Annotated in this window: 14 protein-coding genes and 4 tRNA genes; 11 read left to right on the top strand and 7 right to left on the bottom strand. The window is 63.2% G+C overall.

All coding sequences use genetic code 11. The features are described 5' to 3' along the window. Positions 1-14 precede the first annotated feature (14 nt). The 6 genes from pal to ACLHZ1_RS02355 all read left to right on the top strand — a co-directional run bounded on the left by pal (position 15) and on the right by ACLHZ1_RS02355 (position 1,941). Complete coding sequence (gene pal / locus ACLHZ1_RS02380; RefSeq protein WP_427260822.1) at positions 15-539, top strand: peptidoglycan-associated lipoprotein Pal; 525 nt, start codon at positions 15-17, stop codon at positions 537-539. 12 nt (positions 540-551) lie between these two features. Further along, positions 552-1,364 carry a tol-pal system protein YbgF gene (gene ybgF, locus ACLHZ1_RS02375; protein ID WP_427260821.1) on the top strand — a complete coding sequence of 271 codons (813 nt, stop codon included), beginning with the start codon at positions 552-554 and terminating at the stop codon, positions 1,362-1,364. 173 nt (positions 1,365-1,537) lie between these two features. Next, positions 1,538-1,613, top strand: a tRNA-Lys gene (locus tag ACLHZ1_RS02370). Between the two features lie 34 nt (positions 1,614-1,647). Continuing rightward, positions 1,648-1,723, top strand: a tRNA-Val gene (locus ACLHZ1_RS02365). Between the two features lie 32 nt (positions 1,724-1,755). Further along, positions 1,756-1,831: transfer RNA gene (locus ACLHZ1_RS02360), tRNA-Lys, on the top strand. A gap of 34 nt (positions 1,832-1,865) precedes the next feature. Further along, positions 1,866-1,941 (top strand) — tRNA-Val (locus ACLHZ1_RS02355). Positions 1,942-1,984: 43 nt separating this feature from the next. Here the strand turns inward: ACLHZ1_RS02355 and ACLHZ1_RS02350 are convergent. After that, complete coding sequence (locus ACLHZ1_RS02350) at positions 1,985-4,090, bottom strand: methyl-accepting chemotaxis protein (protein WP_427260820.1); 2,106 nt, start codon at positions 4,088-4,090, stop codon at positions 1,985-1,987. A 141-nt stretch (positions 4,091-4,231) separates the two neighbouring features. Between ACLHZ1_RS02350 and nadA the strand changes: the two genes are divergently transcribed. Continuing rightward, positions 4,232-5,305, top strand: a complete 1,074-nt coding sequence (nadA, locus tag ACLHZ1_RS02345; RefSeq protein WP_427260819.1) for a quinolinate synthase NadA — start codon at positions 4,232-4,234, stop codon at positions 5,303-5,305. A gap of 561 nt (positions 5,306-5,866) precedes the next feature. On the opposite strand, the gene ACLHZ1_RS02340 is transcribed toward nadA, so the two are convergent. Together ACLHZ1_RS02340 and gap are read right to left on the bottom strand one after the other, a co-directional pair. Beyond that, positions 5,867-6,733 (bottom strand): D-hexose-6-phosphate mutarotase, encoded by an 867-nt coding sequence (locus ACLHZ1_RS02340; protein ID WP_427260818.1) that lies wholly within the window; start codon positions 6,731-6,733, stop codon positions 5,867-5,869. Positions 6,734-6,817: 84 nt separating this feature from the next. Then, the gene (gene gap, locus ACLHZ1_RS02335) at positions 6,818-7,813 is read right to left on the bottom strand and encodes a type I glyceraldehyde-3-phosphate dehydrogenase (protein ID WP_041992149.1); all 996 of its coding nucleotides are present in this window, start codon (positions 7,811-7,813) and stop codon (positions 6,818-6,820) included. A gap of 321 nt (positions 7,814-8,134) precedes the next feature. Between gap and malQ the strand changes: the two genes are divergently transcribed. From malQ to msrB, 4 genes are all read left to right on the top strand, one after another. Continuing rightward, the gene (malQ, locus tag ACLHZ1_RS02330; RefSeq protein ID WP_427260817.1) at positions 8,135-10,324 is read left to right on the top strand and encodes a 4-alpha-glucanotransferase; all 2,190 of its coding nucleotides are present in this window, start codon (positions 8,135-8,137) and stop codon (positions 10,322-10,324) included. A 76-nt stretch (positions 10,325-10,400) separates the two neighbouring features. Further along, positions 10,401-12,578 (top strand): 1,4-alpha-glucan branching protein GlgB, encoded by a 2,178-nt coding sequence (glgB, locus tag ACLHZ1_RS02325; protein WP_427260816.1) that lies wholly within the window; start codon positions 10,401-10,403, stop codon positions 12,576-12,578. After that, the gene (gene glgX / locus ACLHZ1_RS02320) at positions 12,578-14,659 is read left to right on the top strand and encodes a glycogen debranching protein GlgX (protein WP_427260815.1); all 2,082 of its coding nucleotides are present in this window, start codon (positions 12,578-12,580) and stop codon (positions 14,657-14,659) included. The genes glgB and glgX overlap by 1 nt, the downstream gene beginning before the upstream one ends. A gap of 242 nt (positions 14,660-14,901) precedes the next feature. Then, the gene (gene msrB / locus ACLHZ1_RS02315; RefSeq protein ID WP_427260814.1) at positions 14,902-15,294 is read left to right on the top strand and encodes a peptide-methionine (R)-S-oxide reductase MsrB; all 393 of its coding nucleotides are present in this window, start codon (positions 14,902-14,904) and stop codon (positions 15,292-15,294) included. 197 nt (positions 15,295-15,491) lie between these two features. Here msrB and chrA read toward each other — a convergent pair whose 3' ends face one another. The 4 genes from chrA to ACLHZ1_RS02295 all read right to left on the bottom strand — a co-directional run bounded on the left by chrA (position 15,492) and on the right by ACLHZ1_RS02295 (position 18,858). Further along, positions 15,492-16,625 carry a chromate efflux transporter gene (gene chrA / locus ACLHZ1_RS02310; protein WP_427260813.1) on the bottom strand — a complete coding sequence of 378 codons (1,134 nt, stop codon included), beginning with the start codon at positions 16,623-16,625 and terminating at the stop codon, positions 15,492-15,494. A gap of 63 nt (positions 16,626-16,688) precedes the next feature. Beyond that, on the bottom strand, positions 16,689-17,132 hold the full coding sequence (locus tag ACLHZ1_RS02305; RefSeq protein ID WP_427260812.1) for a nucleotide triphosphate diphosphatase NUDT15: 444 nt from the start codon (positions 17,130-17,132) through the stop codon (positions 16,689-16,691). Between the two features lie 299 nt (positions 17,133-17,431). Continuing rightward, positions 17,432-18,433 (bottom strand): NADP-dependent oxidoreductase, encoded by a 1,002-nt coding sequence (locus tag ACLHZ1_RS02300; RefSeq protein WP_427260811.1) that lies wholly within the window; start codon positions 18,431-18,433, stop codon positions 17,432-17,434. Further along, complete coding sequence (locus ACLHZ1_RS02295; protein WP_427260810.1) at positions 18,430-18,858, bottom strand: Ohr family peroxiredoxin; 429 nt, start codon at positions 18,856-18,858, stop codon at positions 18,430-18,432. Before ACLHZ1_RS02295 ends, ACLHZ1_RS02300 begins: the two co-directional genes overlap by 4 nt. Positions 18,859-18,939 lie beyond the last annotated feature (81 nt).

Here is an 18,939-nt window from a genome sequence, read left to right as displayed (position 1 = left end):
TTTAAGGAAATAGCATGCAACTCAATAAACTGCTCAAGGGCCTGGCCATCGCACTGCCACTGTTCACCCTGGCCGCCTGTAGTTCTTCTTCCGACTCCGACGCCTCCGGCGCCGAAGCGGGCATGACCGACGGCATGGGTGGGGTTCAAACCGGTGGTGCCAACGGCATGTTGTCCCCCGAAGAGCAGATGCGTCAGAAGTTCGAAGCGCTGCAGCGCGACAACGTGATCTTCTTCCCGTATGACGGTTACGACATCCAGGGTCAGTACGCCGACCTGCTGGATGCCCACGCCAGCTACCTGCGTGAGCGCCCGTCCGTGAAAGTTCTGATCGAAGGCCACGCCGACGAGCGCGGTACTCCGGAGTACAACATCGCCCTGGGCGAGCGTCGTGCCAAGGCCGTTGCCAAGTATCTGCAAACCCTGGGTGTGCAGGCCGAGCAGCTGTCCATCGTCAGCTATGGCGAAGAGAAGCCGCTGGACCTGTCTCACACCGAGGATGCCTTTGCCAAGAACCGTCGTGCGGTTCTGGTCTACTAAGGTTTCATTCGGATGAATCTTGTGTATAAGCATGCGGCCATTTCGATGGCCGCACTTCTATTTAGCATGGGTGCCCACGCCGCGGCGCCCGTGACCGATCTCTCGGGTGGCGACAGTGCCGTCACCGCCGCCTTCGGCAGCAATGCGGGTGCCATCGTGCCCTCAGGCAGCCTGGAGGACAGGGTGGCGCTGCTCGAGCGCACCCTCAATGCCCGTCTGCGCCTGCAAGCGGACCTGCAGCAGCAGGTGGACTCCCTGCAAGGGGAGGTGGCCGACCTGCGTGGCCAGCTGGAGCAGCAGAGCTACAAGATGGAGCAGTCCCAGGAGCGCCAGCGTCAGCTCTATCAGGAGCTCGACAAGGTGAGCAGCCAGCAGGCCGCTCCCGCCGCAGCGGCAGCCGCCACGGCGGCGACCGCGACCACCGCCAGTGCCGCCACCTACTCCAGCAACCAGGATGAGAATCAGGCCTACGACTCGGCCGTCAATCTGGTGCTCAAGGACAAGAACTACGACAAGGCGATCCCGGCATTCCAGGGGTTCATCAAGCAGTTCCCGGACTCGAGCTATGTGCCCAATGCCCACTATTGGCTGGGGCAGTTGCTGTTCAACAAGGGTGACAGACCCGGTGCCAGCGCCCAGTTCAAGACCCTGGCTGACAAGTACGGCAAGTCGCCCAAGCGGGCGGACGCCCTGGTCAAGCTGGGCATGATAGCGCAGCTGGATGGCAACAAGGCCCAGGCTAAAAGCTACTATGAGCAGGTGATCAAGGGGTATCCCAATACCTCGCCGGCACAGCTGGCCAAGCAGAGCCTCGACAAGCTGTAACATTGCGCTAGGTAGTTGTTTTCGTAACACTCTTGTAAATGTGACAGCAGTTTGTACGCGCAGTGAGCAAACGGGTTTAAATTAAGATTTTTCTATTGCACCAGGAATTTAAATCCGTATTATAGGCCGCCGTCAGCGTCGGTACAGTCATGTAGTCGAGGCGACAGTGGTGAGGGTCGTTAGCTCAGTCGGTAGAGCAGTTGACTTTTAATCAATTGGTCGCTGGTTCGAACCCAGCACGACCCACCATCATTTCACCATCCATGAGATGGACAGATTCCCAGGTCGTTTAGCTCAGCTGGGAGAGCACCTCCCTTACAAGGAGGGGGTCACTGGTTCGAGCCCAGTAACGACCACCATGTTTTGCAAGTGTTAGACAAATGATTTAGATGGGTCGTTAGCTCAGTCGGTAGAGCAGTTGACTTTTAATCAATTGGTCGCTGGTTCGAACCCAGCACGACCCACCATCATTTCACCATCCACGAGATGGACAGATTCCCAGGTCGTTTAGCTCAGCTGGGAGAGCACCTCCCTTACAAGGAGGGGGTCACTGGTTCGAGCCCAGTAACGACCACCATATTGAAAAGCCCGCATCGCTGCGGGCTTTTTTGCGTCTGTCGTCAGGTGCGCAGCCGTTCGAGCTCGCCGGCCAGGGTGGTGGCCGCCTGCTCCAGCTCCTCGCTCAGCAGATGGCTGGCACTCGCCTCCTGGCCCAGGGTGGTGGCGGTATCCCCGATGCGCATCAGGTTCTGGTTGATGTCGTCGCTCACGGCGCTCTGCTGCTCGGCGGCGGTCGCCACCTGGCTGATGTGATCATGGATCTGCTGGATCTGGGCCACCACCTGGTTGAGCGCCTCGAACGCCTGCTCTGTGCCCTCGACCGTGCTGACCGAGCGGGCGATGCCCGTGCTCATCAGCTGCTGGCTGCTGCTCACCTCGGCTTGCAGGCTGCCGATGAGCTGGCCTATCTCGTCGGTGGATGAGCGGGTCTTGTTGGCCAGGGCCCTCACTTCATCTGCCACCACGGCAAATCCCCGGCCCATCTCGCCGGCCCGCGCCGCTTCGATGGCCGCGTTGAGCGCCAGCAGGTTGGTCTGCTCGGCGATGGCCCGGATCACGTCGAGAATGCGGCTGATATTGGTGCTGCGCTGGGCCACCTGCGCCACCGCCTTGTCCGCCTGGTGCATGTCCTCGACCAGGGTGTGGATCTCGCTGCGGGCCCGGCTCAGGGTCTGCTGAGCCGTGCTGACATGCTGGGTTGCCGCCTGGGATTCTTGCGCCGCCTGCTCGGCGTAACCCGCCACGCTGACCGCAGTGGTGCTCATCTCGTGCATGGCGCTGACCACGCTCTCCAGCTCCAGACTCTGTTCATCCAGGCTGCTGCGCATGGCATCGGCCGTCTGCTTCATGCCCCTGGCCTGCTGATGAACCTGCTGTCCTATCTGCTTGCTGCCCTGCACCATGGCCCTCAGCTTGCCGAGGAAGGCGTTGAGCTGCCCGCCAAGCTCGATGAGTTCCTGGTGGGTGTCTATTTGCATCCGCTGGGTCAGATCCCCCTCACTGCTGGCGAGGTGGGAGACATGGCGGCTGATGAGGGAGAGGGGGGCCGTGATGGTCTGGATAAACCAGACCAGCAGACCCAGCGCCAGCAGGGTGATGACGACGATGGCCACCAGTTGCTGTTGCTGGGTGGCTTGCAGCAGGCTGCCGAGCTGGTCGCTGATGAGGTTGGCCTGGCTCATGGCCAGCACCTTGGGCACCTTGATCATCAGCCACCACTGGCTGTCGGCGGCGTCGATCTTGATGGGTTGCTGCAAGATGAAGTCGCTGTCGCTATCCCGGGGCTTGCCGTCCGGTGCCACCAGCCCGACCTCCGTCAGGGGGCGCCCCAGCTTGTCTGCGTGGCGATTGCTGCCGACGATGAAGCCCATCTTGCTGACCAGGGTCACCTCGGCCTGATTGTCATAGAGGCTCTTGCCAAGGTGCTCCGCCAGTTGCTGGAAGATGGGCAGGTTCATGTCCACACCCGTGATCCCGACAAACTTGCCCTCCTTGAGGATGGGCACCGTCAGGCTGGTCATCAGCATCTGCTTGCCCGGGCTTATCTCGTAGAGATAGGGCTCCATCAGACAGGGGCGAAGGGTGTCACGGCCGCAGAGGTACCACTCGCTGTTGCGAATGCCGAACTCGTTGCGCGAGGTGTCGAACTTGGCGTCGCTGGTTGCCGCGTCTATGGTCTGCTGCGCGATGTCGCCGTTCTGCTCCCGGGTGAAATAGATCTCCAGGCTGCCCTTGCCTGCCACCGAGTGGCTGGCGCCGGTCTGCCACTCGGTATCCTGCCCGTCATAGCCATCGGGTTCGAACTGGGCATAGATGGAGCTGATCCCGTCCGCCTGGCGCAGGCGGCTGCCGAGCAGCAGTTCCACCTGCGGACGGCTTGGCATCAGATCCGGCCGTGCCATGCTGCCCTCCAGCTGCGCCGCCATCCCCAGGGGGATCTGATAGGACTGTTGCAGCAGATCGGCAATTTGCACGGCATAGCGTTCGGCCTGGAATTGCAGGGTGCGCGACACCTCCTGCTCCAGGGCGCCTCGGGTCTGGGTCACTATCTCATCGCGCAGTGTGTTCAGGGAGGAAGACTGCATCAGCGTCATGGCGACGCCACTGGCGAGAAAGAGTCCCAGCGTCAGCAGCAACAACTTGGTCTTGAGCGAGCGTTGTTTCATTCGACAACTCCTTTTGGCAAGAATGACAACGAATTATCCGGACAGAGTCTGACCGTTGTACTGTACTGGATTTGTTGATGGGTTTGTGCGCGGCTTCTGGTTATAATTTTGACCTTTCCAAGCGTTGATGGAACAGTCGCAATGAGCAATGCACTGAGCAGTACTCCTCCCGTGGTTGAGATGGATTACCCCTTCCCGGCCAAACCCGTCCCCTTGAGTCAGGCCGAGAAGAGCCGTTTCATCGAGGAGATCAAGGCACTCTTGGTCGAACGGCAGGCCGTGCTGATCGCCCATTACTACACGGATCCCGAGATCCAGGCCCTGGCGGAGGCCACCGGCGGTTTCGTCGGCGACTCCCTCGAGATGGCCCGCTTCGGTCGCGACCACGCCGCCCAGACCCTGATCGTGGCCGGGGTGCGTTTCATGGGGGAGACCTCCAAGATCCTGAGCCCTCACAAGCGGGTGCTGATGCCGACCCTGAAGGCGGAGTGCTCCCTCGATCTGGGCTGTCCCATCGACCAGTTCTCCGCCTTCTGCGACGCCCATCCGGATCACATCGTCGTGGTCTACGCCAATACCTCGGCGGCGGTGAAGGCGCGGGCCGACTGGGTGGTCACCTCCAGCATAGCGCTCGAGATCGTCGAGCATCTGGACAGCCAGGGCCACAAGATCATCTGGGGCCCGGACCGCCATCTCGGCGCCTACATCGAGAAGAAGACCGGCGCCGAGATGCTGCGCTGGCAGGGCCACTGCATCGTCCATGACGAGTTCAAGGCCCGCGCCCTGCGCGAGCTGAAAGAGCAGAATCCGGACGCCGCCGTGCTGGTGCACCCGGAGTCCCCGGCCTCCGTCATCGAACTGGCCGATGCGGTGGGTTCCACCAGCCAGCTGATCAAGGCGGCCCGCGAGCTGCCCCAGCAGAAGCTGATCGTGGCCACCGATCGCGGCATCTTCTACAAGATGCAGCAGGCCTGTCCGGACAAGGAGATGGTCGAGGCGCCGACCGGGGGCGATGGCGCCACCTGTCGCAGCTGCGCCCACTGCCCCTGGATGGCGATGAATGGCCTGGCGGCCATCAAGGAGGCGCTGACCGAAGGCGCCGAGCAGCACGAGATCCTGGTGGACGAGGCGCTGCGCATCAAGGCCCTGATCCCGCTGGATCGCATGCTGGATTTTGCCGCCGAGCTCAAGCTCAAGGTGCAGGGCAACGCCTGAGTCATGGCGCCGTGAATGCAAGGAGGGCACCCCAGGGGGGCCCTCCTTCGTTATGGGCGCCGTGTCGCCTTGGCTTCAGATGATCACGGTGGAGAAGCTGTACTCCTCGTCCGGATCGACGGTGACGCCGGCGTCGGCGGTGATGGTCGCCTCGATGCCGAGGTTGGAGTGATCGCCCTCATCGCCCGCTCTGGGATCAGATGATCACGGTGGAGAGGCTGTGCTCCTCGTCCGGGTCGACGGTGACGCCAGCCTCGGCGGTGATGGCCGCCTCGATGCCGAGGTTGGAGTGATAGCCCTCATCGCCCGCCCTAGGATCAGATGATCACGGTGTGGAGAGGCTGTGCTCCTCGTCCGGGTCGGCGGTGACGCCGGCGTCGGCCGTGATGGCCGCCTCGACGCCGAGGTTGGAGTGATAGTCCTCATCGCCCGCCCTGGGATCAGATGCTCACGGTGGAGAGGCTGTGCTCCTCGTCCGGGTCGGCGGTGACGCCGGCGTCGGCGGTGATGGCCGCCTTGATGCCGAGGTTGGAGTGATAGCCCTCATCGCCCGCCCTGGGATCAGATGATCACGGTGGAGAAGCTGTACTCCTCGTCCGGATCGACGGTGACGCCAGCGTCGGCGGTGATGGCCGCCTCGACGCAGAGCATGGTGCGATAGCCGTCGTCGCTCATGTCGGCCATGGCGGTGGCGCCCTGTGCCCAGGGATTCCAGACCACCACGCTGTCGTGGTTGCCGCTCACCACCCGGGTGGTGCGATCGCCATCCTGGACCCTGACCATGGCCTCGGGCTGGCGATAGATGCGATCCATGGCCGCCGTGAGCGCCAGGGGGCCCTGCTGCTGCGCATCCTGACCGGTCAGCTTGTCCTGGTAAGGTTCGCCCAGCCCGGTCACGCTGACGGCGTCCGGGGCGCTTATCTGCAGATAGGTGTGCAGGGCCGCATTGTAGGTGAGAGGCGTCTTGCCGGTGTTGCGGGTGGTCAGCACCAGGGAGAGCTCCTTGCCCACCAGCACGTCCAGCTCCAGGGCGAAGGCATGGGGCCAGAGCGCCAGCGTCTCGTCATCCTCCGCCAGGGAGAGGTGTACCAGGGTGCCGTCCTGGTGGTCACTCACCCCATCCAGGGTCCAGAACCGGGTACGGGCGAAGCCATGGGCGGGCTTGCCGTCGCCGACCCGGGCCGGAGCCGGACCGAACCAGGGCCAGCAGACGGGAATGCCGCCGCGGATCGGCTTGCTGCCATCGAGCACGGCACGGTCGCTGAGCCAGAGGGAGGCGGGTTCGCCATGGCGCTGATAGCTCAGCACATGGCCGCCGAACAGACTGATCTCCGCCTTGGCCTGATCGTTGTGGATGGTGAGGATGGGCAGCCCGGCTGCGTTGTTGGCGAGCTGACAGTGGGCGGTCAGGGGGCGAGTGGATTGCATGGGGACTCCTGTCATCGAGGGAGAGAAAAACAAAAAGGCGGCCAATGGCCGCCTTTTTCATGCTACGCGAACGCGCATCCCAAATTACTTGGAGATGTGAGCGATCAGGTCCAGAACCTTGCTGGAGTAGCCCATTTCGTTGTCGTACCAGGAGACGACTTTCACGAAGGTCTTGTTCAGCTGGATACCAGCCTTGGCGTCGAATACGGAGGTCTGACGCTCACCCAGGAAGTCGGTGGAAACCACTTCGTCTTCGGTGTAGCCCAGCACGCCCTTCATGGCGCCTTCGGAAGCGGCTTTCATCGCTTCACAGATTTCGGCGTAGGAGGCTTCTTTCTTCAGGTTGACGGTCAGGTCAACAACGGATACGTCCGGAGTCGGTACGCGGAAGGCCATGCCGGTCAGCTTGCCGTTCAGTTCCGGGATAACGACGCCAACAGCCTTGGCAGCACCGGTAGAGGACGGGATGATGTTCTGAGCCGCGCCGCGGCCACCGCGCCAGTCTTTGGCAGACGGACCATCAACGGTCTTCTGGGTAGCAGTGGTAGCGTGGACTGTGGTCATCAGGCCGGACTCGATACCGAAGGTGTCGTTCAGAACCTTGGCGATGGGGGCCAGGCAGTTGGTGGTGCAGGAAGCGTTGGAAACGATGTCCTGGCCAGCGTAGGAGTCCTGGTTGACACCCATGACGAACATGGGGGTGGCGTCTTTGGACGGACCAGTCAGAACCACTTTCTTGGCGCCGGCAGCGATGTGCTTGCGAGCGGTCTCGTCGGTCAGGAACAGACCGGTGGCTTCGGCAACAACGTCAACACCGATCTCGCCCCATTTCAGGTTGGCCGGGTCACGCTCGGCGGTAACGCGTACGGTTTTGCCGTTGACAACCAGGTTGCCGTCTTTGACTTCAACGGTGCCCTTGAAGCGGCCGTGAGTGGAGTCGTACTTCAGCATGTAGGCCATGTAGTCAACGTCGATCAGATCGTTGATACCGACCACTTCGATGTCAGCACGCTCGGCGGCCAGACGGAAGACGAAACGGCCGATACGGCCAAAACCGTTAATACCTACTTTGATAGTCATATTTGGTTACCTAACTGTTCAGTAGTCAAAGAAAATTCCGTTTGTAAATTTACTAGAACTCCCCCGTGAGTCAACCAACAATCTGTCTGAAATTGCGCTATATCATGAAAAACTGTGAAATTTATTTTCTGTTTATGTAACTGACTACCAGTTTTTGTCGAAAGAGATAACCCAATAGTGCCTGCCTTGTCACACAACCTCTGGGCCAGATGTGTAAAAATAGCCGCGGTTTGACGTGGCCAAGACGCCAGCGTTTGAGCCCGATCCATAAAAATTAAACAAAATAGTATAGACAGAATCCACAGCGGGAATTCTCAAACTATGACCACCCTGATTGAACAGCTGGCTGCCGCCAAAGGCATCGCCAGTGAGTATGTTGATGCCTGGGGCCAGCCGGCCCTGGTGTCCGAAGAGAGCAAAGTCGCCATGCTGGGCGCCATGGGTTACCGCGTCGATGACGAGGCCGCCCTGGGCGAGCAGTTGGAGCAGGAACACCGCCAGCACTGGCTGCGTCCCCTGGATCCCGTGATGGTGGTGCGCAGCGGTGAGCCCATCACCCTGGAAGTCCGTCTGCCCATCGATTTCGTCAACGACGCCCTGCACTGGCAGCTCGCGTTGGAGCAGGGGGAGCTGTTGTCCGGTCAGATCACCCCCATCGAGGGCGAACTGGTCGGCGTGGCCGAATTCGAAGAGATGGAGTGTCAGGCCTATCGGGTCGCGCTGGATGCCCAGCCCGGGCTGGGTTATCACCAGCTGACCCTGCTGGAGGAGGGCAACGACGAGCCGCTCGCCAGCCTGCGCCTCATCGTCGCGCCCAAGGCATGCTTCAAGCAGGCTCCCATCGCCGAAGGGCGCAAGGTGTGGGGCCCGAGCGTTCAGCTCTACTGCCTGCGCAGCCGCACCAACTGGGGCATTGGCGACTTCAGCGACCTCGGCCAGCTGGTCGAGAAGGCGGCCGCCTGGGGCGCCCACTTCGTGGGTCTCAACCCCATACACGCCCTCTATCCGGCCAACCCCGAGAGCGCCAGCCCCTACAGCCCCTCTTCCCGTCGCTGGCTCAACCTGGCCTATATCGACGTGGAGGCGGTGCCCGAGTTTCTGGCCAACGAGCGGCTCAAGGCCGAGGTGGCGACCCCTGCCTTCCAGCAGCACCTGTCGGATCTGCGCGCCAAGGAGAACGTCGATTACACCGGCGTCATCAAGACCAAGATCGGCATGCTGCGTCAGGTGTTCGACCAGGCCAGCTTCAGCCAAGCGCGTCAGGCCAGCATCGATGCCTTCGTGGCGGCCGGTGATGACAGCCTGCAACAGCAGGCGGCCTTCGATGCCCTGCAGGCCCACTTCTACGGCAAGGGCGAGAATGCCTGGGGCTGGCCGGTGTGGCCGGAACAGTTCCGTGACTACCACAACCCCGCAGTGGCGGCCTGGATGGCGGAGCACCAGCAGGACGTGGCCTTCTACCTCTATCTGCAATTCCTGGCCGATGAACAGCTTGCACAAGCGGACTCCCGTGCCAGGGCGGCCGGCATGGTGATGGGGATCTACCGGGATCTGGCGGTAGGGGTCTCCGAAGGCTCTACCGAGATCTGGGCCAACCGGGATCTCTACTGCCCGAAGGCCTCGGTCGGCGCGCCCCCCGATATCCTGGGGCCCCTCGGCCAGAACTGGGGCCTGCCCCCCATGAACCCGAACCAGCTGTTCGAGGCGGCTTACCAGCCCATGGTGGATCTGTTCCGTGCCAACATGCGTGCCTGCGGCGCCCTGCGCATCGACCACGTGATGGCCTTGTTGCGCCTGTGGTGGGTTCCGCCCGGTGAGTCCGCCGCCAAGGGGGCCTACATCTATTATCCGGTCAACGACCTGCTGGGGATCCTGGCCCTCGAATCCCACCGCAATCAGTGCCTGCTGATCGGGGAAGATCTCGGCACAGTGCCGGAGGGCATAGACGTCACCCTCAAGGAGAACGGGGTGCACTCCTACAAGGTGTTCTTCTTCGAACGCTCCAAGGATGACGGCGGCTTCATCTCCCCGGCCCACTATGCCGAGCAGGCGATGTCCGCCCTGACCACCCACGACATGCCGACCCTCAAGGGCTTCTGGCATTGCGACGATCTGGCCCTGGGCCGTCAGCTTGGATTGTATCCGGATGAAGACGTCCTCAAGACCCTGTATGCTGATCGCCACCAGGCCAAACAGCGGATCCTCGACAGCCTGCACGCCCATGGGGTCATCTCTGACGACATCAGTCACGACGTGAACTGGGTCGGCATGAACACCGAACTCAACCATGGTCTGCAGCTGCACATGTCCCGCGGCAGCTGCGCCCTGTTCAGCACCCAGCTCGAAGACTGGCTGGAGATGGACAAACCGGTCAACGTGCCGGGCACCAGTTATGAATACCCGAACTGGCGTCGCAAACTCTCCACCGATCTGGAGGACATCTTTGCCAATGACGCGCTCAAGGCGCTGGCAGGCAAGATGACCCAGGCCCGCGATGAGGCCAGTCGTTGAGTCGCATTACCATGACTCGCTTACATCCGTTCGGACCCAGGTCCGGGCGGATGCTCTGCTATCAAAGGATGTTTTTATGTTTGTTGAACATTTGGCTGCGGCCCGTTGTGCCGATCCCTTCTCTCACCTTGGCCTGAGTGCCAATCCGGATGGCCCCGGTCTGCGGTTGAGAGCCTGGTTGCCCGATGCGCTCGAGGTCCGGGTCAAGGATCTCAAATCGGGCAAGATAGTTGCCACCCTCAGCCCCAGCGACCAACCAGGTCTGTTTGAAACTGTTTTCACCCGCCGCAAGAATCCCTTTCCCTATCAGTTACTCGTCCGTTACGCCGACGCCACTTCCGAGCTTGTCGATCCCTATCAGTGCCAGGATGCCGCCTGGACCGGCCTGGCCGAACTGACGGCCGCCCCCGAACATCTCTACCAGACCCTGGGGGCCCAGCTCACCACCATAGATCTCCTGGGCAAGCCCGTCGCCGGGGTGCGTTTCGCCGTCTATGCCCCGAGCGCCACGGCGGTGAGCCTGATCGGCGACTTCAACTTCTGGGATGGCCGCCGTCACCCCATGCAGCGCAGCCTGTGCGGTCACTGGGTGCTGTTCGTGCCCGGCCTCACGGCGGGGGCACGCTACAAGTTCGAGCTCAAGGATCCCATGGGCAACCGGCTGCCCCACAAGAGCGATCCGGTCGGTTTCTATTGCGAGCAGTATCCGTCGTTTGCCTCCGTGGTGTACGACCACGAGCAGTATCAGTGGCAGGATGGCGACTGGCAGGCGCGCCAGGGGGGCGACAAACGCCAGCAGCCGCTCTCCATCTATGAACTGCACGTGGGCTCCTGGAAGCGCCACCCCAACGGCGACAGCCTGAACTGGCGCGAGCTGGCCAGCGAGCTGGTCGGCTATGTCACCGACATGGGCTACACCCACATCGAGCTGATGCCCGTTTCCGAGCACCCCTTCAGCGGCTCCTGGGGCTATCAGCCGGTGGGCATGTTCTCCCCCACCAGCCGCTTTGGCAGCGCCGATGACTTCAAATATTTCGTCGACCAGTGCCACCAGGCGGGCATTGGCGTCATCCTGGACTGGGTCCCGGCCCATTTCCCGTCCGATGCCCATGGCCTGGCCCGTTTCGACGGCACGCCGCTGTATGAGTACGAGGATCCGCGCCGGGGCTGGCACCCGGACTGGAACTCCTACATCTATGATTTCGGCCGCAATACGGTACGCCAGTTCCTGGTGGCGAGCGCCCTCTACTGGCTCGACAAGTTCCACATCGATGGCCTGCGGGTGGATGCGGTCGCCTCCATGCTCTATCTGGATTACTCCCGCAATGCCGGTGAATGGGTGCCGAATGTCGATGGCGGCAACCACAACTACGAGGCGATCAGCCTGCTCAAGTGGTTCAACGAGGCGGTCTACGGCCAATATCCCAATGCGGTGACCATCGCCGAGGAGTCCACCGCCTTTCCCGGCGTCTCCCGCCCCACCTTCCTGGGGGGATTGGGGTTTGGTTTCAAGTGGAACATGGGTTGGATGCACGACACCCTGAGCTACATGCAAAAAGAGCCTATCCATCGCCGCTATCACCACAACGAGATGACCTTCGCCATGGTGTACCACTATGACGAGAACTTCATCCTGCCGCTCTCCCACGACGAGGTGGTGCACGGCAAGCACTCCCTGCTCTACAAGATGCCGGGCGACGAGTGGCAGCAGGCCGCGAACCTGCGGGCCTACATGGGCTACATGTACGGCCACCCCGGCAAGAAGCTCAACTTCATGGGCACGGAAATCGCCCAGAGCAGCGAATGGAACCATGATGCCCAGCTGCCCTGGCAGCTGCTGCAGTTCCCGAAACACGCGGGGCAGCAGGCCCTCATCCGCGACCTCAACCGCCTCTATCGCAGCGAACCCGCCCTGTTCGAGGCGGACCACGAGCGCCAGGGATTCCGCTGGCTGGATCACAACGACGCCGACAACAGCATACTGGCCTGGCTGCGGGCCGATCTGGCGGGCGAGACACCCGTGCTTATCGCCAGCAACTTCACCCCGGTGCCGCGTCAGCGCTACCGGTTGGGAGTGCCGACGGCCGGCCACTACCGGGTCTTGCTCAACACGGACAGCGAGCATTACTGGGGCAGCAACTATGATGTGGGCGTGGTGTTTGTCGCCGAGCCGACCCCCTGGCAGGGCATGGCGCACTCCATAGTGCTGGATCTGCCACCGCTCGCGACCTTGTTTATCAAACAGGAGTCCTGATGCTCGACATAGTGAAGGGAAGTGGCCTGCGCCTCGGGGCCTGGCTCGATGATCAGGGGTGCGAGTTCTGTGTCTGGGCTCCGCGGGCCGAACTGGTCGAGCTCTGTCTCTATGACGAGCAGGAGCAGGAGACGGCGCGGCTGGTGCTGCCCGGACGGCGGGGCCAGTACAGCTTCGGCCATGTGAAGGGCATCAAGGCGGGTCAGCGCTACGGCTATCGCGTCTATGGGGAGCCCCAGGATGGCCTGCTGTTTGACGGCGACAAGCTGCTGCTCGACCCTTACGCCCGCGCCCTCTCCCGCCCGCTGCGCTGGGATCCCGAGCTGTATGAGGGAGACAGCGCCCCCATGCAGGCCAAGTCGGTGGTGGTCCAGGATGATTTCGACTGGCAGGGGGTCACCAAGCCCGGGATCCCGAACCAGCAGACCATCCTCTACGAGGCCCATGTCAAGGGATTCACCAAGCTGCATCCGGCCATTCCCGAGGCCGAGCGTGGCACCTACCTGGGCATGTGCCATCCCCATATCCTGGCGCACCTCAAGGCGCTGGGGATCAGCTCGCTGCAGCTGATGCCGGTGGCGGCCTTCATGGCCGAACCCAGGCTGGAACAGCTGGGGCTGACCAACTACTGGGGCTACAACCCGGTCGCCTTCTTCGCCCCCGAGCCGCGTTACGCCGTGGCGGATGCGGTGACCGAGTTCAAGACCATGGTGCGCGAGCTGCACCGGGCCGGGATCGAGGTGATCCTGGACGTGGTCTACAACCACACCGCCGAGTCGGGCTTTGACGGCCCCATGCTGTCGTTCAAGGGATTCGACAACGCGGGCTACTACGCGTTCGAGGCGGGGGCCCATGGCCCGGACTACAGCCGCCACGCCAACGTCACCGGCTGTGGCAACAGCGTCAATCTGGATCACCCCAACAGCCTGCGCCTGGTGCTCGATGCCCTGCGCTACTGGGTGACCGAGATGCAGGTGGATGGTTTTCGCTTCGATCTGGCGGTGACCCTGGCCCGGGAGGTGGGGGAGTTCGAACCCATGGGGGCCTTCTTCAAGGCGGTGATGGCCGATCCCGTGCTCGCCGGGGTCAAGCTGATCGCCGAACCCTGGGACATAGGCCCGTTCGGCTATCGGCTCGGCCAGTTTCCCAGCCAGTGGCAGGAGATCAACGATCGCTACCGGGACACGGTGCGCGCCTTCTGGCGCGGGGATGGCGGCAAGATGGCGGAACTCGCCACCCGGCTGATGGGATCGAGGGATCTCTTCCCGAAGAATTGGCGAGCGCCCCACACCAGCGTCAACTACCTCTGCTATCACGACGGCTTCACCCTGGATGACATGGTCTCCTACAACCAGCGCCACAACCAGGCCAACGGTGAGGACAACCGGGACGGCCATGGCCACAACCTCTCCTGCAACCACGGGGTGGAGGGGCCCACCCTGGATCCGCGCATCAACAACCTGCGCCAGCAGCAAAAGCGCAACCTGATCGCCACCCTGTTGCTCTCCCAGGGCACGCCGCACTTTCTCGGTGGGGATGAGATGGGGCGTAGCCAGCTTGGCAACAACAACGCCTACTGCCAGGACAACCAGATAAGCTGGGTCAACTGGCAGTGGCGGCCGGAGGATGAGCGGCTGCTCGCCTTCACCCAGCAGATGATGGCCCTGAGGTCCGAGTCCGAGGTCTTCTCCAATCTGCGCCTGTGTGACGACGACTGGTTCGGGCCTCAGGCGAACTGCCACAGAGTCGACTGGTATCACCCGGATGGCCACAGCCTCACGGAGCAGGATTGGCAGGCCCCCATGGGGCAAGCCTTCGCCATGGACATTGGCGCGCTGGACGAGGAGGGGGAGCGCTGGCTGGTGCTGTTCAACGCCAGCGGTTACGACATCCAGTTTCGGCTGCCCCCCCCGGGGGAGGGCATGGAGTGGATCCAGACCATAGACACGGCCACCAACGATGGCCTGCCCTTCCTGCCGGACGACATCAAGCGCCAGGTGGCGGTGGGACGGGCCCACTCCCTCAAGTTGCTGGAGCGGGTCCCCCAGGTGGCGGAGTCCAGCGGTCATCATGCCCCCTGATCCCAGGGGGCGATATCGCGCCGCAGTTGGCTGTCATCATGCTCTCTGGCAGCCGGGGGCGATATCGCGCCGCAGTTGGCTGTCATCATGCTCTCTGACCGCCCAGGGCCGATGTCGTGCTGCCGACGGGATCACAAACTCGCATGTCCGGACATTGTGTGGGGTGGAGTCGGTGAGGCTGGCTGGTTATGCTGTGGCTCCCGTCACCGACAGAGTGACCGACCAAGTGCCACGGAGGCCGGATGAGTGCAAGAAACCCCGAGGCCTGGCGCCAGCGCCTGACCCCGGAGCAGTACCATGTCTGCTGGGAGAAAGGGACCGAGCGGCCCTATAGCGGCGCCCTGCTGCACAATCGCAAGAGCGGTGACTACCTCTGCACCTGCTGCAAGAGCGTGCTGTTCCATTCCGATGCCAAGTTCGACGCCGGCTGCGGCTGGCCCTCGTTCGATCGGGCGATCGAGGGGACAGTGACCTGGACAGAGGACAACAGCCACGGCATGAAGCGGGTGGAGATCACCTGCAGCCAGTGCGGCTCCCATCTGGGCCATGTCTTCCCCGACGGGCCGACCGAGACGGGCCAGCGCTACTGCGTCAACAGCCTGAGCCTGGACTTCGAGCCCACACCCGACCCCTGAGGTCCCCTGAAATGAAAAATGGCGCCTTCCCTTGGGAAGGCGCCATTTTTTTAGCGGGCTTGTCCATGGCCATCAGGTCAGCGGCGGATTATCCCCCATCAGCAGGGCGGTCAAGGCTGGCATCGGCTGCTTTATGGGATCAAGCCAGCAGCGGGTTCTGCCCTCCATAAGCAGAGCTGAATCTTCTTGATGGGCCATCAGGCCAGCAGCAGGCTGCACCCCATGAGCAGGGCGGCCAGGGCCAGCACGGGCAGCTTGATGACGCGCAGCAGGAAGAGGGCGAGGGCGGCGAGGGCCAGATCCCGGGGGGTGAGCACGGCGCTCTGCCAGATGGGTTGGTAGAGGGCGGCCAGCAGCAGGCCGACCACGGCGGCATTGATGCCGGCCACGGCGCCCGCCAGCCTGGGCCTGGCCAGCAGGGATTGCCAGCAGGGGCCGAGGGCCCACAGCAGCAGGAAGCCGGGCAGGAACAGGGCCAGGGTGGCGAGCAGGCTCCCCAGCAGCGCCTGCTGCGGCAGCAGCAGGGCACCGAGGTAGCTGGCCAGGGTAAACATGGGGCCGGGCACCAGCTGGGCCAGACTGTAGCCGGTCAGGAACTGGGAAGCCCCCAGGGTCTGGCCCGCGCTCTCCTCCAGCAGGGGCAGCACCACATGGCCGCCGCCAAACACCAGGCTGCCCGCGCGATAGAAGTCGGCAAGCAGGCGGCCGGGCTCGGTGGCGGTCAGCAGGGGCAGGCCGAGAAACAGCAGGGCAAACAGGATCAGGGTCGGCCAGTGGGGCCCCTGCCAGGGGGGCACGGGCGCCGTGCTCGCCATGGCCTGACGGGCGCAGATCAGGGCCCCGGCCAGCAGCATCAGCAGCTGGGTGAACAGCCCGGGTTGCCACCAGAGGGCGGCGGCGGTCGCCACCATGATCCCCTGGGTGAGACTGTCCCGGCAGAACTGGCGGGCCATGGTCAGCACCGCATCGGCCACCACCACCAGGGCCAGCAGCTTGAGGCCGTGTAGGGCCGCATCCAGCCAGAGATTGGCCGTCAGTCGCTCGAGACCGAGGGCGGCGAGCAGCAGCAGCAGGAAGGAGGGCAGGGTGAAGCCGACGAAGGCGGCCAGCGCCCCGCCCAGACCCGCCCGGTGGCGGCCGATGGCGAAGCCGAGCTGGCTGGAGGCGGGCCCAGGCAGCAGCTGGCACAGGGCCAGCAACTGGGCGAATTCGCCCTGGCTGAGCCAGCCCAGGCGCGTCACAAAGGTGCGCTGGAAGTAGCCGATATGGGCGGCGGGGCCACCGAAACTGGTGCAGCCCAGCCAGAGGAACTGGAGGAAAACCGGGATCATGGCGCTCTGCTCACGATGGGGGTGACAAGGGGAGTGTCAGGATATGACAGCCTGATGTCATTTTTATGACGACGCTTGCGGCTGCACGGGCTGATAGCTGGTCCCGGCGAGCCAGCAGGCGATGGCCTGGCGGCTGGCATCGAAGTGGGGCTCGGGCAGGGCACGGGGATCGCACCAGCGCCACTGCTCGCACTTGTCCGGCTCGCGCAGCTCGGGCTCACCGTTCACCTCGGCCAGCAGGGCGACGGAGACATAATGCAGGCCGCTCTCGCGCCAGGTCTCCAGGTTGTTGCTCACCGCAACGACCCTGGGGTTGTGGATGGTGAAGCCGGTCTCCTCCTCCACCTCGCGCACCGCTGCCGACTCGAAACTCTCGCCAAGCTCCAGGTGGCCGCCGGCGATGGACCAGTAGGGGGAGTGGCTCCCCTTGCGCTTGCCGATCAGTACCTGTCCCCGGGGATTGACCAGGATGACGCCGATCCCGACGCGGGGGTAAGGAGTAGACATGTTAGTTCCTCGTGGTGGCTTTATTTATATGAAGACATGAAAGACGGTGTTGCCTGACCAGGATGACGTTGATGTCGACCCCCGACGCGGGGGTAAGGAGTAGACATGTTAATTCCTCGTGGTGGATTGATATGAAGGCATGAAAGAAGGTGTTGCCTGACCAGGATGACGCTGATGTCGACCCCCGACGCGGGGACAAGGAGTCGATATTGGAATGCCTCACTGGCTGAACACCATAAAAAAACGGGACCACATTAGAACCTGTGGACCCGTTTCGCAAGCCGCCAGCGGGGAGGCTGTCAATCCAGCTTGATCAGCATCTTGCCGGTATTGCGTCCCTCGAACAGGCCGATGAAGGCGGCAGGCGCCTGCGCCAGTCCCTGATAGACGGTCTCGCTGGCCTGCAGCTGGCCCTGTTCGAAGGCGGGCGTCACCTCGGCCAGGAAGTCGCCATAGTGCTGCCAGTGATCGAAGACGATCAAGCCCTGCATGGTGAGGCGCTTGCGGATGATCTGGGAGAGGTTGCCCGGTCCCCCCTGACCCGCGCCATTGTACTGGTCGATGAGGCCGCACATGACGATGCGGCCGTTGACCACCATGTGATCCAGCGCGGCCTCCAGCATGGCGCCCCCCACGTTCTCGAAGTAGACATGGATCCCCTCGGGGGCCAGGCGCGCCAGTTCACCGGCCAGATCCTGGGTCGTCTTGTAGTTGATCACCCCATCTATGCCCAGGGCTTCGAGGGCGGCTATCTTGTCGGCCGAGCCGGTGGAGCCGATGACGCGGGCGCCGGCCTGCTTGGCCAGCTGCACCACCATGGATCCCACGGCCCCCGAGGCGGCGGAGACCAGCACGGTTTCACCGGCCTGCAGGCGGGCTATCTTGTGCAGGCCGACCCAGGCGGTCATGCCCGGCATGCCGAGGGCGCCGAGGAAGCGCTGGGGCGGCAGCGAGCTTTGCGGCAAGCGGGTGAGGGCGGCGCCAGGGGCGATGAAGCGATCGCGCCAGCCCTGCATGCTGCTGACCTTGTCGCCGATGGCAAAGTCTGGATGGCGGGAGGCGACCACGGTACCGACGGCGCCGCCGTCGAGGGCGCTGTTGAGGGCGAAGGGCGGCACATAGCTCTTGGCCTGGGACATGCGACCCCGCATGTAGGGATCCACCGACAACCACTGGTTGCTGACCTCAACCTCCCCATCGTTCAGAGGAGGCAGGGCCACCTCGGCCAGGGTGAAATCGCTCGGGCTGGGCAGGCCGTTGGGGTAGCGCAGCAGGTGGATCTGGCGGCTGATCTGGCTCATTTGGTTTCCTCCAGCAGGTGGCCGTTGAGCAGCAGGCGGGTGGCGACATTGCCCCGCATGGCATTGGCGAAGGGGCAGGTCTGGTGGGCCTGGCGCACGATTTGCTCGGCGAGCTCACCGGCCAGCGTCACCTCCAGCAGGATGGCGAAGGTGAAGGTGCCATCGGCGCGAGCCAGCAGATCGACCGTGGTGGCGACGGGGGCGCTGGCAAGGGGCGTGCCCATAGCCTTGGCCACATGCAGCAGGGCGTTGGAGAAGCAGGCGGCATAGCCGGCCGCCAGCAATTGTTCCGGGTTGTTGCCCTGGCCGTTGCCGCCGAGGGCGGCAGGCAGGGCCAGGGCCAGTTGCAGGGTGCCGTCCTGGATGTGGACTTCCCCGTTGCGACCGGCCTGGGCCAGCGCCTGGGTGCGATAGAGGCTCTTCATGATGATGGCGTCTCACTATTGTTTGTGTGCAAAGTAAATTCAGGCTAATGCCGCGACACGCGTTTGACAACTACTTTGTGT

This window comes from Aeromonas sobria, from assembly GCF_050266975.1.
Classification (GTDB): Bacteria; Pseudomonadota; Gammaproteobacteria; order Enterobacterales; family Aeromonadaceae; genus Aeromonas; species Aeromonas sobria_B.
Note: the sequence above shows the minus strand (reverse complement) of the source record. Positions and strands in the feature narration are given on the sequence as shown.

Coding starts and splice junctions, on each gene's coding strand:
- chrA (WP_427260813.1), bottom strand. CDS start 16,625: ATGATCCCGGTTTTCCTCCAGTTCCTCTGGCTGGGCTGCACCAGTTTC.
- nadA (WP_427260819.1), top strand. CDS start 4,232: ATGAGCAATGCACTGAGCAGTACTCCTCCCGTGGTTGAGATGGATTAC.
- glgB (WP_427260816.1), top strand. CDS start 10,401: ATGTTTGTTGAACATTTGGCTGCGGCCCGTTGTGCCGATCCCTTCTCT.
- malQ (WP_427260817.1), top strand. CDS start 8,135: ATGACCACCCTGATTGAACAGCTGGCTGCCGCCAAAGGCATCGCCAGT.
- ACLHZ1_RS02350 (WP_427260820.1), bottom strand. CDS start 4,090: ATGAAACAACGCTCGCTCAAGACCAAGTTGTTGCTGCTGACGCTGGGA.
- ybgF (WP_427260821.1), top strand. CDS start 552: ATGAATCTTGTGTATAAGCATGCGGCCATTTCGATGGCCGCACTTCTA.
- msrB (WP_427260814.1), top strand. CDS start 14,902: ATGAGTGCAAGAAACCCCGAGGCCTGGCGCCAGCGCCTGACCCCGGAG.
- glgX (WP_427260815.1), top strand. CDS start 12,578: ATGCTCGACATAGTGAAGGGAAGTGGCCTGCGCCTCGGGGCCTGGCTC.
- ACLHZ1_RS02340 (WP_427260818.1), bottom strand. CDS start 6,733: ATGCAATCCACTCGCCCCCTGACCGCCCACTGTCAGCTCGCCAACAAC.
- ACLHZ1_RS02295 (WP_427260810.1), bottom strand. CDS start 18,858: ATGAAGAGCCTCTATCGCACCCAGGCGCTGGCCCAGGCCGGTCGCAAC.
- gap (WP_041992149.1), bottom strand. CDS start 7,813: ATGACTATCAAAGTAGGTATTAACGGTTTTGGCCGTATCGGCCGTTTC.
- ACLHZ1_RS02305 (WP_427260812.1), bottom strand. CDS start 17,132: ATGTCTACTCCTTACCCCCGCGTCGGGATCGGCGTCATCCTGGTCAAT.
- ACLHZ1_RS02300 (WP_427260811.1), bottom strand. CDS start 18,433: ATGAGCCAGATCAGCCGCCAGATCCACCTGCTGCGCTACCCCAACGGC.
- pal (WP_427260822.1), top strand. CDS start 15: ATGCAACTCAATAAACTGCTCAAGGGCCTGGCCATCGCACTGCCACTG.